Raw genomic sequence first — 12,922 nt, 5'->3', positions numbered from 1 at the left:
AAGGCGATTACTACGACATCACCGACAACCTGCCCCAGAATGCGCAATAGGCAGCGGTTGCTCGTCCGCGAGCGGATTTCAATTTCTGTTCTGCGGCTGCGGCGGCTTGTTCGAGGTCGTGCTACCCTTCGGCGAGGAGCGGCGGTTCTCCAAGACGCGTGACAGCAAGTTGCCTTTTCTCCTGCGCGGGATGAGATCGATATCGCTGACAAGCTTTGCGCCGCCCCGGCGGCGCTCCAAGGTGATCTTGCGGCTATGGAAGGTTTCCAGCTCAGCGCGATGCGCGACGCTGATGATGGTGACATCAGGCAATTCATCGATCACCATCTGCATCATCTTGTCCTGGCTCTTCTCGTCGAGTGCCGAGGTTGCTTCATCCAGCACGATGATATCGGGTTTATGCAGCAGGAGACGGGCAAAGGCCAGCCGCTGCTTTTCGCCGCCCGACAAGGTCTGGTCCCATGGCGCGTCTTCCTCGATCTTATCTTTCAGATAATCCAGTCCCACCTTGTCGAGGGCCGACTTGATCTCATCCGGCGGCCAGTTATCGGCGGCGCCGGGATAGGCGACAGCACGGCCAAGCGTCCCCGAAGGAATATAAGATCGTTGCGGCAACATGAACAATCGCCTGTCGGCGCGGAAATCGACGCTGCCGCCACCCCACGGCCAAAGGCCGGAGATGGCCCGCACCAGCGTGCTCTTGCCCGAACCGGATTCACCTGACACAAGCACCCGCTCGCCGGGCTGGATCTCGACCCGGGTTTCTTTGACCACCGCGGTGCCATCGTCAAGCGACACGGCGAGATCGTTGAGGCTGAGCATCGCCTCACTTTCGGTTTGGCCATGCTTGATGCGCCCGAGCGAGTCGCTCTGTTCTGCACGCTCCAGCCCGTCGAGCGACATCATCAGCGACGCGACGCGTCGCGCGCATGCGTTCCAATCGGCAAGACGCGGATAGTTGTCGACCAACCAGCCGAAGGCGGTCTGGACGATGGCGAAGGCTGACGCTGCCTGCATGACCTCGCCCAGCGTCATGCTGCCTTCGAGAAATTTGGGGGCGCAAAGGAGGAGCGGCACAACAGGGGCAATCAGCATCGACCCATGCGACACAAACGTCGTGCGCATATGCTGGCGGGCGAGCAAAGCCCATTGCTTCAGCACATTGCCGAAGGTCTTGTCGAGGTCGTTGCGCTCTTCCTCCTCGCCGCCGAGAAGCGCGATGCTCTCACCGTTTTCCCGCACATGCGTCAGCGTATAGCGAAATTCGGCCTCTACCTGGTTCTTGACCTCGGAGACCTGCACGAAATGGCGGCCGATCACCGCGATCACGCTGGAGGTGATCACGGCGTAGAGGACCGCGGTGACGACGAGAAAGCCGGGAATGGTGATGGTCCAGCCTCCGATCGGCAGCGTCAAAGCTCCGCCGATCGTCCACAGCACCACGATGAAGGTCGAGGCCGACAGGAACGCCGCGATGACACCGGCGGTAAAATCGACGGGGGCTTCGGTGGCGATCCTCAAATCCTCCGAGATGCGCGCCTCGGGGTTCTTGTGGTCGCCGCCGATGAGGTTCAGCTGATAGTATCGGCCGTTTGCCAGCCAGCGCGCGATGACTGCCGTCGCCAGCCAGGAACGCCAGCGCCGCTGGATCATCATGCGAACAGCGACCTGTGTGGTGACAAGGGCGACGGTTCCAAGCACGAGCGGCACGAACACGCCGCTGAGGTAATAGACGGTGCCGGCATCGTGCCGCTCTATGGCGTCGAAAATCGCGCGGTTCCAGCGATTGATCCCATACTGGAAGCCGACATTCATGCAGATCATGGCAAGCAGCCCGATCGACAACGGCCAGGCGAGCTTGTCACCGCCACGGCCCCAGAAACGGCGCGCGGTGATCCAGAAGCGCTTGAGCAAATACCGCTTGCGCGCATGCTCGGCCTCCTCGGGCGTCAACTCCGGATCGGGTTCAATGATATCTGGCGGCGGCACGACCTCGACAGTCGATGCCTTCTCCTGGCGCGTCTTTTCGGCACCGTGCGGTTCGTCGGTGCCGTCGACCGATGTCGGATTGAGTTTAGCGTCGGCCATAAGCGCGATAACGGCTTACACATCGAAATGTTTCATGGAGGCCGGTGTTGAACGTGTCATCGAAGGGCTTGTCGAGAAAATGAGGGGGAGGCCGCGGCCGCGCTATCGCTGTTAAGCCGTATCTGAGCCCATGACGTAGCTGTCGTTCGCCGCGTTCTGGATCATTGCGATGGCGACCGGCGGCAAGATGAAGCTCCAGATACCGAGCCAGGCAATCGACATCAAACCTCCCCGGCCTCTGTCGCGTGCCCGCTCATTGAGGAGATCGCCAAGGGTCATGACAAGAACCGGCAATCCGAGCGGTACGAGGATCGCGATCAGCATGGCGGCAAGCGGCGTCAGCAGGCGCTGCGACTGCGCCGCGCCCGCCAGCTCCCCGTGTATGCGATAGACCCAGTAGGCAAGATAGATAAGGGCGGCCACAGCAATGGGGAAGACCAGAAGCGCTAAAAGCAGCGTGATGGGGGAGGAGGCGACGTCGGCATCATTTGCCTGAAACAGATGGACACCGAACGCCATCAGAAAAATCAGGATCGGCGGGGTGATCAGGACGATGGCGACCAGGAGAGGGGATCGCCGGCGCGGCGCAAGCGGCTTGTGTCGCGGACGCGGAGCTTCATCGAAGGCCAGGTTTCCGGCCGGCACCAGCAATATGACAGCGAGGAGCAGGCAGGCCAGCAAACCCGAAACGACAGGTACGGCGCCGAGATCGAGCCCGTATAACCACGAGGCGCCGATCGGAGCAAAGGCTGAGAGCAGGATCGTCGTCGACATCAGCGTGAGAGCGCAGCCGAAGTCGATTTTTCCTGGTCGCCCGCCCACCAGGAATATCGCGATCGCGAGAGGGAAAACGGCCCGAACCGTGCCGAACACCACACCAAACAAAAACAGAAACACCGGCGATCCCCACAAAGCAGGCGCCGGCAGAAAAGCGATGGCGAGAATGGCACAGACGAGAAGGGGGGAAATCAAAGCCGACCGGCCATGGCGGCTCGCGACGATAAACGCCAGGAAGGCGCCGGCAACCCAGCCAAGAGTGGCGCCGGAATAGAAGATCCCGATCGTCTGAGCGCTGTTGCCCGTCATTTGCGAGATCACGGGAAAGACCGTGCTGAAACCCTGTCCACCGATTGCCAAAAGAAGCGAGGAAAAAAACACGGCCCAATAGCGATAGGTGCTGAGGAAATCGGCCAGCGTCCATTCGGCATTGCGGGAGGGGGCAGAGGTGTTTTCCATCGGTGAAACTTGCTCTCCATTGATGATCATCGCTCATCGCAGACGGTGGATGCGTCGACCATGCGCATCGAGGAGGTTATTTCAATAGCTTTGACACGGCATCCGGATCAGCCCAGAGGTTTTGCCGACATATCGTGACGGATTTATAAATCTTGCCTTCGGGCCGAAAGGTGCCGGGTGGACGCAACAAGGGCAATCATTGCGCCTTTTCGTGTCTCATTCTGGTTGAGTTCGGGCAAGGTCGGCCGTAACGCGGCAACAGCGGACGGAAAAACGAAAAATGCCACCGGACATTTGCAGCGACGCTGCATCGGGATGGGCTAATCGTCGTTGGTGTCGCCCCTCCGCTTCCGCTCCTCACGCGCTCTCCGTCGCGACCTGCGGCAGGGATTGCAGGAGGGTCTGGCGGGCGGAGTGCAGATGCGCGCGGCAGGCGGTTTCGATTGCCGCCTGGTCGCCGGATTCCAGCGCTGCGATATAATCCAGATGTTCGTGGATGGCGCGCTCGTTGCGCTGGCGGGCGGCGGTTTTGTTCCACTGGTAGTGATAGTGGAAGACGATGGCGATGGCGTCGTAGAAATCGGCGATGAAGCGGTTCTTCGAGGCGCGGTGGATCAGCAAGTGGAAGCGCTCGTCGAGGACGGAGAAATCCTTGAAGCGCTGGTTGATGTCGGCAAGCATGGCGTGATGTTCGTCGCGGATAGCGGCAAGATCGGCCCAGCCCTGACTGTCCTTGGGAAGCCGGCCGAATTCGGCGGCGGAATGCAACTCGAACATTTCGCGCACATCGGCAAGCTCGAGGGCGAATTCGCGGGTGAAGCCTTTGAGCGTCCAGTGGCTGTTCGGGCGTTTCTCGATGAGGCCAAAGCGGGAGAAGCGGATCAGGAATTCGCGGACGCTGGTCGTGCCGGTGCCGATCTCGCGGGCGAGCTCCAATTCGTTGATCTGCATGCCGGGTGCTGCATCATCGGCAAGGATGCGCTGCATGAAGCTGCGCTCGATGATATCATGCAGGGAGTCGGTTTCTTCGGAAGGAAAGAGGTCATGGTCGGTCGGCTGGCGCAGCACGATCTTCTGGCGTTTGTTCCAGCGGATGATGCCCTCTTCGCTGAGCCGCGTCAGGATGGCGCGCGCCGTCGAGCGGCTGACGCCGAGCTGGGCGGCGATCTCCGGTTCCGACGGCAGTGCGGTATCCGTGCGCAGGGCTACGGCATACCTGTTATAGGCTTCCTTGAAGACCGTATTCTGCCTTGCCACCAGACCCCGCTTTCCGCCCTCGTGACCGTCGCCCCGCTTCAAAGCAGGACGGAACGGACCGGGGCTTGTTCAAACGACCTTTTAGCTTAATTTCGGTCGCCTGCGGCTCATTGCCTCCCTCGTCCACAGGATCAATATTCCCGTTGACTTGAAAATGTTTATTGTAGATAAAAAACAAAATCAATGCGCTTTCGCCGATGCAGCGAGCGTTTCCCAGGGAGAATAAATTGGACAAACTGCCTTGGATCATCCTTTCGGCCGGAGACAATGTCGCGGTCGCAACGGCGGCAATCGCGCCGGGTTCGACGGTTGCCGGCATTCAGACCCGTGAGAAGATCGACCCCGGCCACAAGGTGGCGATAGCGGATATTCCGCTCGGGTCACCCGTGGTCAAATACGGACAGGCGATCGGCCGCACCACGGCCGAGGTCAAGGCCGGCGACCATGTGCACAGCCACAACCTGCATTTCGAAAACGACCGGCTGGCGGCGACCGCCAATTCGGCGCCGGAAACGGCGACCCCCGATGACAAGGCGCGCACCTTCATGGGCTATCGCCGCGCCGACGGGCGGGCCGCGACACGCAATTATATCGGCATCATTGCCAGCGTGAACTGTTCCACCACGGTCTGCCGGGCGATCGCCGACGAGGCGAACCGGACGATCCTGCCGCATTACGAGGGCATCGACGGCTTCGTGCCGATCGTGCACGACCAGGGCTGCGGCATGAGCTCGACCGGCGACGGCATGAACGTGCTGCACCGGACGCTCGCCGGCTACACCAGACATGTGAATTTCGGCGGCGTGCTGATGATCGGCCTCGGCTGCGAGGTCAATCAGCTGACGCTGTACGGCCAGAGCGGTGCCGGCGCCTCGAAGCGGCATTTCAACATCCAGGATGCCGGCGGCTCGCGCCGCGCGGTCGAGCGCGCCATGGGCATGCTGCGCGAAATTGCCGCCGATGTCGGCAAGGAAAAGCGCGTGCCGATATCGATCGGTGAGATCATCATCGGCCTGCAATGCGGCGGCTCGGACGGATTTTCCGGCATCACCGCCAACCCGGCGCTGGGTGTCGCGGCCGATCTGCTGGCGGCGGCCGGCGGTACGGCGATCCTGTCGGAAACCTCGGAAATCTATGGTGCGGAGCACCTTTTGCGCAGCCGCGCCGTCAGCGACGAGGTGGCAAAGAAGCTCGACGACAAAATCGCCTGGTGGGAAGATTACGTCGCGCTGCACGGTGCCTCGCTCGACAACAACCCGTCGCCCGGCAACAAGCGCGGCGGGCTGACGACCATCCTCGAAAAGTCGCTCGGCGCGGTCGCCAAGGGCGGGCGTTCGCCGCTGACGGCGGTTTATGGTTATGCCGAGCGGGTCACGGCCCCCGGCCTCGTCTTCATGGACACGCCCGGCTACGACCCGGTCTCGGCGACCGGCCAGGTGGCCGGCGGGGCAAACATGATCGCCTTTACCACGGGCCGCGGCAGCTGCTTTGGCTGTCGGCCGGCGCCATCGCTGAAGCTTTCCAGCAATTCGGCGCTCTATGCCTCGATGGAAGAGGATATGGACATCGATTGCGGCACGATCGCCACCGGCGACGCGACGATCAGCGGCAAGGGCCGCGAGATCTTCGACCTCATCGTCGATACGGCATCAGGCAAGAAGACCAAGAGCGAGCTCTTCGGCTACGGCGACAATGAATTCGTGCCGTGGCATCTCGGTGCGACGCTGTAATCTTTGTTTTTACGCAATCCCGGACGGAAAACCGCTTCACACTTTTCCTGGGATTGCTCCGTAGACCAAGCTCAAGTTCTTCGCGAGGAGGCATGATGAAGACGAGACGGATCGGCAAGACCAAGCTGGAAGTGACCGAAATCAGTTTCGGTGCCGCCGCTCTCGGCGGTCTCTACCGCGCCTGCCCGCGCGAGCAGGCAATGGACACGCTGCAGGCGGCCTGGGACAGCGGCATTCGCTATTTCGACGTGGCGCCCTGGTATGGGCTCGGCCTTGCCGAACGGCGGGTCGGCGATTTCCTGCGCGACCAGCCGGATGGCAGTTACGTGCTCTCCACCAAGGTCGGCCGGCTGCTTCGGCCGGTGCCGACCGGCACCGTGCCTGATTACAGCTATGTCGATCCGCTCTCCTTCGATGCCGATTACGACTATTCCTATGACGGCATCATGCGCTCGGTCGAATTCAGCTATGCGCGCCTCGGCCTCAACCGCATCGATATTCTCTACGTGCACGATCTTGGCGTCTACACACATGGCGCAGCGAAGAATGCGGTCCACCAGAAGCAGTTTCTCGATTCCGGCGTGAAGGCGCTGGAGGAACTCAAGTCGTCTGGCGCGATCTCCGCCTTCGGCCTCGGCGTCAACGAAGTGCCCGTCTGCCTCGACGTCATGCGCCATTCCGATCTCGACTGCATCCTGATGGCCGGCCGCTACACCCTGCTCGACCGCTCGGCCGTTGCCGAACTGCTGCCGCTCTGCCGGCAGAAGGGCACCTCGCTCGTCGTCGGCGGCGTTTTCAACTCCGGCATTCTCGCCACCGGCCCGGTTCCGGGTTCGCATTTCGACTATATGCCGGCTGATGACGACGTGCTTGCCAAGGTCGGTGCGATGGAGGCGATCGCCAAAAGCCACGGCGTGCCGCTGGCTGCTCCCGCCCTGCAGTTTCCGCTGCGCGAGACGATCGTCGCATCGGTGCTGATCGGCACGGCCAAGCCTTCGAGCCTGACGCGCAACATGGAAATCGTCGAGCCGCGGCTTGCCGACGAAATCTATGCCGAATTCGAACCCTATACGCTGGTCGCGCCGCCGCTCGGCGCCGAAGCCGTCCGAGTCTGAGGAGACATTATGCTCAAGGGTATTCATCCGCTGCTTGGCCCCGACCTGCTCCATGCGCTGAAGACCATGGGACATGGCGACGACATCGTCATATCGGACGCCAATTTTCCCTCAGGCTCGATGGGCCCGCCGGTCATTCGCGCCGACGGCGTCAGCGCCACTGACATGGCCGCGGCCATCTTGACGCATATGCCGCTCGATACATTTGTGCCGGAAGCGGCGTGGCGGATGGAAGTGGTGGGCGATCCCGATGCGGTGCCGGAGGTCTGCACCGAGTTCCAGCAGATCGTTACCAAGCACGCCGGTAATTTCCGCATCGTGCCGGTGGAGCGTTTTGCTTTCTACGCGATGGCCCGCAAGGCCACCTATATCGTCGCGACGACGGAATTCCGGCTGTACGGCAACCTGATTTTGAAAAAGGGCGTCGTCCATCCGCACGAGGTCGACATGGCCTGATCCTTATTTTAGGGTATCGTGGTATTGGAATAAAATCAGTTGCTTGGCGGGAGTTTAGCGAAGAAAAAAAGCCTGTCTGACGCTCTTGCAATTTGATTGCGCCTCGGCTAGCTTCACCTGGCAAATGTTTTTTATCGATAAAAATCGTCCGCCTGCGTTCAGCGGTCGATTTATTCGGAGGAGAACGCACCCTGAGAGGAGAACCCTTATGAGTTTCGTGAAATCCCTTCTGTCCCGCCGCGCCTTTACCGCGCTTGCAGGCGCCGCAGTTATCGCCACGGCGATGCCGGCACCGTCGTTTGCAGCCGACGTGACGATCCCGATCATCGTCAAGGACACGACGTCCTTCTACTGGCAGATCGTTCTGGCCGGCGCCCGCAAGGCCGGCAAGGATCTCGGCGTCAACGTGCCGGAACTCGGCGCACAGGCCGAATCCGACGTCAACGGCCAGATCAGCATTCTTGAGAACGCCGTTGCCGGCAAGCCGGCGGCCATCGTCATTTCGCCGACCGAATTCAAGGCGCTCGGCAAGCCGATCGATGAAGCGGCCAAGTCGGTCCCGATCATCGGCATCGACTCGGGTGCTGACTCCAAGGCGTTCAAGTCGTTCCTGACGACCGACAACGTTCAGGGCGGCCGCATCGCCGCTGACGGTCTGGCCGCCGCTATCAAGGGCGCCACCGGCAAGGAAGAGGGCGAAGTCGTCATCCTCACCAACCTTCCGGGCGTCGGCTCGCTGGAACAGCGCCGCGAAGGCTTCCTGGATCAGGTGAAGACCAAGTATCCGGGTCTTAAGGTCATTGCCGACAAGTACGGCGACGGCCAGGCAACGACCGGCCTCAACATGATGACCGACTTGATCACGGCAAACCCGAACCTCGTCGGCATCTTCGCCTCGAACCTGATCATGGCGCAGGGCGTCGGCCAGGCGATCGCCGAAAACAAGCTCGGCGACAAGATCAAGGTCATTGGCTTCGACAGCGACGACAAGACAGTCGGCTTCCTCAAGGATGGCGCGATTGCCGGCCTGGTCGTTCAGGATCCCTACCGCATGGGTTATGACGGCGTGAAGACCGCGCTTGCCGTCTCCAAGGGCGAGAAGGTCGAAGAGAATGTCGACACCGGCGCAAACCTCGTCACCAAGGCGAATATGGCCGATCCGAAGATCGACGCGCTGCTGAACCCGAAGATCAAGTAACAAAGACTGACAGGCCGCGCCGGCTTCAAAAACCGGCGCGGCCTTTTCCATCCGTGCTATGTTTTGCAGGGGATGGAGAGCAGACGCGACACAAGGAGGAGAGGTCCCATGATCGGACTGGAAGAGGTCAGTCATCGCCATGATGACAGCGCGACGCTGAAAGAAGCCAATCGAATTCCCGCCGGATCGCCTATCCTCGAACTCAAGGGCCTGCAGAAGAATTACGGTCATGTGCAGGCGCTGAAGCCAGCGACGCTGACCTTTCTCGCCGGCGAAATCCACGCCATCGTCGGCGAAAACGGCGCCGGCAAATCCACCCTCATCAAATTGCTGACCGGCGTCATTACCCGCACCGCCGGCGAAGTGCTGTGGTGCGGCCAATCGGTAGGACTGTCGACACCGAACGAGGCGATCGCCCGCGGCATCAACGCCGTCCACCAGGAAGTCGTGCTCTGCCGGCACCTGACGGTCGCCGCCAATCTCTTCCTCGGCGACGAGGTCAACCGCTATGGCCTGATGCGCAAGAAGCAGATGGAGAAGATGGCCCAGGCCGTGCTCGACGATCTCGGCTTTGGGCTGCCAGCGGGTGCACTGCTAAGCGAGCTGACCATCGGCCAGCAGCAGCTGGTGGCAACCGCGCGCGCGGCGATGCGCGGCACGCAATTCCTGATCTTCGACGAGCCGACAGCCTATCTGACCCGCCAGGAATCGGCGCAGCTCTTCAAGCTGATCCGCCGCCTGCAGGGCGAAGGCGTCACCATCGTCTATATCAGCCACCGCATGGAGGAAGTCTTCGAGCTTGCCGACCGTGTCTCGGTGCTGCGCGACGGAACGCATGTCGGCACGCGCCTGATCGGCGAGACCAACGATGCCGAACTGATCTCGCTGATGATCAATCGCTCGATCGAACAGATCTACCACAAGGAAGAAATCGCGATCGGCGAGACGATCCTCACGGTCAACGGCCTCTCCGGCCCGGGCTTCGAAGATGTGTCGCTGAGCGTCAAGGCGGGACAGATCGTCGGCCTCTACGGCCTGATCGGCGCGGGGCGCAGCGAATTCGCGCTCGGGCTCTACGGCCGCCAGCCGACGACATCCGGCGATGTCGAATGGATGGGCAAGCGTGTCGACATCCGCAACGAACGCACCGCCATGGAGCTCGGCATTGCGCTGGCGCCGGAAAGCCGGCGCGACCAGGGGCTTTGCCTCAACCTGCCGATCGGCCTCAACATCAACCTGCCGGTGTTCGGGCGGCTGAGCCACGGGCCGGTGATCAATCACGCGCGCGAATCGGCCAATGCCGACCAGCAGATCCGCAATCTAAGCATCAAGACGCCGAGCCGGCGCGTTCCGGCCTCCAGCATGTCGGGCGGCAACCAGCAGAAGATCGTCATCGGCAAGTGGCTGAGCCATGGCGCCCGGCTTTTCATCTTCGACGAGCCGACCGTCGGCGTCGACGTCGGCACCAAGGCGGAAATCTACCGGCTGTTCGCCAAGCTTCTGAAGGACGGCGCCGGTATCATCCTGATCTCCTCCTACCTGCCCGAGGTCTACGAACTGGCCGACCGGCTGCACGTCTTCCGCGCCGGCAAAATCGTCGCGAGCCATGATTATCACGCGGCGACGCATGAAGAAGTGCTCAGCGAAGCGATCGGCGTCTGAGCCAAAAGAATAAGAGGGAGAAAATTCATGACTGTCACCCCCACCGAAATCGTCGCGCCGCCGCCGCGCCGGAAAATGAACATTCTGTTCGGCCTGACGCTGATCGGCCTGCTGATCTTCCTCTGGATCGTGCTTGGCGTTGTCACCCCGAGCTTCTGGACGCCGCTCAATATCTCGAACCTGCTGCGTCAGGGCTCGATGACAGCAATCCTGGCGCTCGGCCAGACCTTCGTCATCATCACTGCCGGCATCGACCTTTCGGTGGGCGCCATCGTCGGCTTCTGCACCGTCATCATCGCCTGGCTGCTCCAGGCGGGCGTGCCGGTCTGGGGTGCGATCGCGTTGACGCTGCTGATGGGTGTGGCGATCGGCGCCTTCCATGGCTTCGGCATCGTGCATATGGGCCTGCCGCCGTTCATCATCACGCTGGCAACCCTGACATCGCTGCGCGGCATCGGTCTGCTGATCACCAACGGCTCGACGATCAACATCACCAATGAGGGCTTCAGCAATTTCGCCCGCGCCGATCTGCTCAGTATTCCCAGCCTGTTCTGGATGGTCATCCTGGTGGCGGTCCCATCCTTCATCTTCCTGCATCTGAGCCGCTGGGGCCGGTATCTCTTCGCGGTCGGTTCGAACGCCGAGGCGGCGCGCCTTTCCGGCGTCAACGTCAAGGGCATGATCTACCTCGCCTATATCCTGTCTGCCTCCTTCGCCGCCTTCGTCGGCGTGCTGCTCGCCTCGCGCATCGCCATCGGCAATGCGACACAGGCGGACGGCTGGGAACTGCAGGCGATCGCCTCCTCCGTCATCGGCGGCACCAGCCTGTTCGGCGCGGTCGGCTCGGTGCATGGCCCGCTGATCGGCGCTTTCATTCTCGCCACCATCAACAACGGCGCGAACCTTCTGAACGTCAACTCCTTCTGGCAGCGCATCATCACCGGTCTGCTGATCATCGTGATCGTGTTCTTCGACCAGCTGCGCCGCCGCCGGAGCAATTGAGCGACAAGAGACAGCCGGCCTGAACAAAGCCGGCTTCCTTCATTCCAGGAATGCGAGACCCGTCATGAAAGCAGTTCTTTGCCGGGAGCCCGGCATGCTCGAGATCGTCGAGCGTCCCTCGCCTGCGGCTCCGGCCGCCGGCTGGGTGCGGCTTGCCGTCAGCCATGTCGGCATTTGCGGCACCGACTACCACATCTTCGAGGGCAAACATCCCTTCCTCGAATATCCCCGGGTGATGGGGCACGAAATCTCGGCGACGGTGCTGGAAGCGGGCGACGGCGTTGCCATGGCGGTCGGCACGCCCGTCATCGTCAATCCCTATCTCTCCTGCGGACAATGTATCGCCTGCCGTCAGGGCAAGCCGAATTGCTGCACCAATATCAAGGTGCTCGGCGTCCATACGGATGGCGCCTTCTGCGAGGAGATTTCGGTTCCGGCCGAGAACCTCTATGCCGCCAAAGGTGTAAGCCTCGAAGCGGCGGCGACGACCGAGTTCCTGGCGATCGGCGCGCATGCGGTGCGCCGCTCGATGACCGGTGCGGGAGCACGGTCGCTCGTCATCGGCGCCGGGCCTATCGGGCTCGGGGCAGCGATCTTCTCGCGCATCGCTGGCCATCAGGTGACGCTGCTCGATACCAGCACCGAGCGGCTGCAGATGGCGTCGGATCGCTTCGGCTTCACCTCCGGCATCGTTGCCAACGAGGCGACAGCGGATGCCGTCCGAGAAAAAACCAATGGCGACGGCTTCGACGTAGTCTTTGACGCAACGGGTTACGGCCCTTCGATGGAAAAGGCCTTCTCCTTCGTCGCCCATGGCGGCGCTTTGGTGCTGGTCAGCGTCGTCAAGGACGATATCCGCTTCTCCGACCCCGAATTCCACAAGCGCGAGATGATGGTGATCGGCAGCCGCAACGCCACCCGCGTCGATTTCGAGCATGTGGCGGATTCGATCGCCAAAGGGCTGGTGCCGGTGGACAAACTCATCACCCACCGCACGACGCTTGCCGATGCGCCGCGCGATCTCGCGCGCTGGGCGCACGAAAAGAATGGGCTGATCAAGGCGGTGATCAGGGTGGGCGCTTAGGGCAATTTCGGGAACAGTCAGAAGCGGCTGAGTTCTGTTCAGGAAGCACGGCTGTCCGATGCGCGCTTGTGGCGGCCTCTCACCCTACCGGGCG

Annotated in this window: 10 protein-coding genes; 7 read left to right on the top strand and 3 right to left on the bottom strand. The window is 61.7% G+C overall.

Features of this window, described 5'->3' with window-relative positions; all coding sequences use genetic code 11:
- Positions 1 to 78: 78 nt before the first annotated feature.
- From FY112_RS05985 to FY112_RS05975, 3 genes are all read right to left on the bottom strand, one after another.
- The gene (locus FY112_RS05985) at positions 79 to 2,088 is read right to left on the bottom strand and encodes an ABC transporter ATP-binding protein/permease (protein WP_151517957.1); all 2,010 of its coding nucleotides are present in this window, start codon (positions 2,086 to 2,088) and stop codon (positions 79 to 81) included.
- 111 nt (positions 2,089 to 2,199) lie between these two features.
- Entirely contained in the window at positions 2,200 to 3,324 is a 1,125-nt protein-coding gene (locus tag FY112_RS05980) for a hypothetical protein (protein WP_151517956.1), read from the bottom strand.
- A 357-nt stretch (positions 3,325 to 3,681) separates the two neighbouring features.
- Positions 3,682 to 4,581: a GntR family transcriptional regulator gene (locus tag FY112_RS05975; RefSeq protein ID WP_017958830.1), complete on the bottom strand. Its 900-nt coding sequence runs from the start codon at positions 4,579 to 4,581 to the stop codon at positions 3,682 to 3,684.
- A gap of 227 nt (positions 4,582 to 4,808) precedes the next feature.
- On the opposite strand from FY112_RS05975, the gene FY112_RS05965 reads away from it, so the two are divergent.
- The 7 genes from FY112_RS05965 (at position 4,809) to FY112_RS05935 (ending at position 12,828) form a co-directional block, all read left to right on the top strand.
- Positions 4,809 to 6,311 carry an altronate dehydratase family protein gene (locus FY112_RS05965; protein WP_151517955.1) on the top strand — a complete coding sequence of 501 codons (1,503 nt, stop codon included), beginning with the start codon at positions 4,809 to 4,811 and terminating at the stop codon, positions 6,309 to 6,311.
- Positions 6,312 to 6,406: 95 nt separating this feature from the next.
- The gene (locus FY112_RS05960; protein WP_151517958.1) at positions 6,407 to 7,426 is read left to right on the top strand and encodes an aldo/keto reductase; all 1,020 of its coding nucleotides are present in this window, start codon (positions 6,407 to 6,409) and stop codon (positions 7,424 to 7,426) included.
- Between the two features lie 9 nt (positions 7,427 to 7,435).
- Positions 7,436 to 7,882 (top strand): RbsD/FucU domain-containing protein, encoded by a 447-nt coding sequence (locus FY112_RS05955; RefSeq protein WP_151517954.1) that lies wholly within the window; start codon positions 7,436 to 7,438, stop codon positions 7,880 to 7,882.
- 208 nt (positions 7,883 to 8,090) lie between these two features.
- Positions 8,091 to 9,080, top strand: coding sequence for an ABC transporter substrate-binding protein (locus tag FY112_RS05950; RefSeq protein ID WP_017958826.1), 990 nt, complete (start codon positions 8,091 to 8,093; stop codon positions 9,078 to 9,080).
- Positions 9,081 to 9,188: 108 nt separating this feature from the next.
- Positions 9,189 to 10,742 (top strand): sugar ABC transporter ATP-binding protein, encoded by a 1,554-nt coding sequence (locus tag FY112_RS05945; RefSeq protein WP_017958825.1) that lies wholly within the window; start codon positions 9,189 to 9,191, stop codon positions 10,740 to 10,742.
- Between the two features lie 27 nt (positions 10,743 to 10,769).
- Entirely contained in the window at positions 10,770 to 11,744 is a 975-nt protein-coding gene (locus tag FY112_RS05940) for an ABC transporter permease (protein WP_151517953.1), read from the top strand.
- Positions 11,745 to 11,808: 64 nt separating this feature from the next.
- The gene (locus FY112_RS05935) at positions 11,809 to 12,828 is read left to right on the top strand and encodes a zinc-binding alcohol dehydrogenase family protein (RefSeq protein ID WP_131619461.1); all 1,020 of its coding nucleotides are present in this window, start codon (positions 11,809 to 11,811) and stop codon (positions 12,826 to 12,828) included.
- Positions 12,829 to 12,922 lie beyond the last annotated feature (94 nt).

This window comes from Rhizobium sp. PEPV16 (genome assembly GCF_008919455.1).
In the GTDB taxonomy this organism is placed as follows: domain Bacteria; phylum Pseudomonadota; class Alphaproteobacteria; order Rhizobiales; family Rhizobiaceae; genus Rhizobium; species Rhizobium leguminosarum_Q.
The sequence above is the reverse complement of the archived record's forward strand: the minus strand, read 5'-3'. Positions and strand labels throughout refer to the sequence as shown.